The organism is Psychrobacter proteolyticus (assembly GCF_003350005.1).
Classification (GTDB): Bacteria; Pseudomonadota; Gammaproteobacteria; order Pseudomonadales; family Moraxellaceae; genus Psychrobacter; species Psychrobacter proteolyticus.
The window spans coordinates 1-1,884 of the sequence record NZ_QLKS01000017.1 but is presented as its reverse complement, the minus strand read 5'-3'; the positions used below and the strand labels follow the sequence as shown (position 1 = coordinate 1,884).

The window sequence follows — 1,884 nt, the reverse complement described above, 5'->3', positions numbered from 1 at the left end:
CATTTTTAGTCAAGCTCAGCGTCTTAATCTCTAGATTATGCCAATTTATCGGTGGGATCAGTCTCATCATCATCGTCCTAACCACCATGCTCGACGTCAGCGCGCGCTACATATTCAAACTCACCGGTGGTGAGTTTGGCTTTACCGTCAAAGGCAGTGTAGAGATCGTCTCCTACTTCATGCTATTTGCATTACTCGCTGCCTTTGCCGCGTTTGTTGAACGCTCACAAATCATCGTCGACGTCTTCACCCAGAAAATGCCCCAATCTATAAAGGGCTACCTCATGGCTATCTTTATGCTGGGCTTCTTCGTCATCGGCATCGTCTTCTCATGGGGACTCTACGAGAGCGCCATTGACGCTATGGAGTTTGGGAAAGTTACCCAAGACTTAAGACTCTCTATGATGCCTATCTACCTGATCAGTGCCTTGTTAAGTGCTTTTCTAGCCATACGCTCATTGATCGAATCTATCAACATATTTAAGACAGGCGAATTCTTTGACGCCGAGGAGACAGGCGCATGAGTCCAGAAATTATCGGTGCGATTGGCCTAGTTGTCATGATCTTGCTTGTCGTCCTACGCGTGCCCGTCGCACTTGCCATGTTAGGTGTGGGTCTAGTAGGTTTTGGTGCGGTTACCGCGCCTAGTGGTGCCTTACAAATGCTCAAAGACATCCCAGTCGATGTCTTAGCAAAGTATGACTTTAGTGCCATTCCCTTATTTATTCTCATGGGTGTGTTTGCTACCCACTCGGGCATGGCAGGTAAACTCTTTGAAGCCACCCGGACCATATTTGGCGGGGTAAGGGGCAGTCTTGGTATTGCTGGTATCGGTTCATCCGGTATCTTTGCCTCTATCTCAGGCTCGTCGCTCGCCACTGCCTCTACCATGACCAAAGTGGCGTTACCGCAAATGGAGAAATACGGCTATCAGCCAGGCTTTGCCTGCGGTATCTTAGCCGCTGGCGGTACGCTTGGTATTATGATTCCGCCCAGTATTGCCTTACTGGTCTATGCCATCTTAACCCAGCAGTCAGTAGGTGATATGTTCATCGCTGGTTTCTTACCGGGTATGCTTGGCATGGTGATGTACTCAATCACCGTCATGGTGATGGTACGCTGGAAACCGCATCTGGCAAAGCGCGGTGAGAAAACGTCTTGGAAAGCCAAGCTACTGTCGTTGACTGGTTTGATACCGTTTAGCTTTATCTTTATTGTGATTATTGCTGGTATCTTCTTTGGGTTATTCACCCCAACAGAAGGCGCCGCAGTAGGTGCCTTTGTCTCTTGGGCTTATGCCTTTGCTAAAGGCATGCGTCTAGATGGTCTCAAGCAGTCATTGATTGAGACGCTAGCGCTCTCTGCCGTGGTGTTCTTTATGTTACTGGGTGCAGAGGCATTGGGATACTTTATTTCAGTCTCACGCTTGTCTTATACCTTGGCATCTTGGATCGGTGGATTGGCGGTCAGTCCAATGATTGTGCTGATCTGTATTCTGTTCATGTACTTCCTATTAGGGCTGTTCATGGATGCCTTAGCGATGCTGGTAATCACAATACCTGTGGTATATCCAATCATTCTAGCGTTAGGGTTTGATCCGGTCTGGTTTGGCATCATTGCGGTATTGACGGTGGAGCTTGGTTTGATTACGCCGCCGATGGGGATGAATATCTTTGTGATTAAGGCGATGGCACCGCACATTAAGCTGAGCGATATGTTCCGCGGGGTGGCACCATTTATTGTCTCTGATGTGATTCGTTTGGTTATCTTGGTGATGTTCCCTGCCATCTCGCTTGTGCTGCTCGGGTAGATTGAGTCTAAACCCTCATGTGTAACGTTATTGTATGAAGCCATATTGCTAATACAGCAGTGTGGCTTTTTTAT

2 protein-coding genes are annotated in these 1,884 nt (G+C 47.9%); both read left to right on the top strand.

The window, feature by feature from the left end:
- The coding region (locus DXK30_RS12665; RefSeq protein WP_162799540.1) for a TRAP transporter small permease at window positions 1-524 on the top strand (524 nt) is incomplete at its 5' end.
- Window positions 521-1,810, top strand: coding sequence for a TRAP transporter large permease (locus DXK30_RS12660; protein WP_114701989.1), 1,290 nt, complete (start codon window positions 521-523; stop codon window positions 1,808-1,810). The genes DXK30_RS12665 and DXK30_RS12660, both read left to right, overlap by 4 nt.
- Window positions 1,811-1,884: the final 74 nt, after the last annotated feature.

Bases quoted from the DNA above. Each gene is read 5' to 3' on its own strand.
- DXK30_RS12660 (WP_114701989.1), top strand. From the start codon at position 521: ATGAGTCCAGAAATTATCGGTGCGATTGGCCTAGTTGTCATGATCTTG.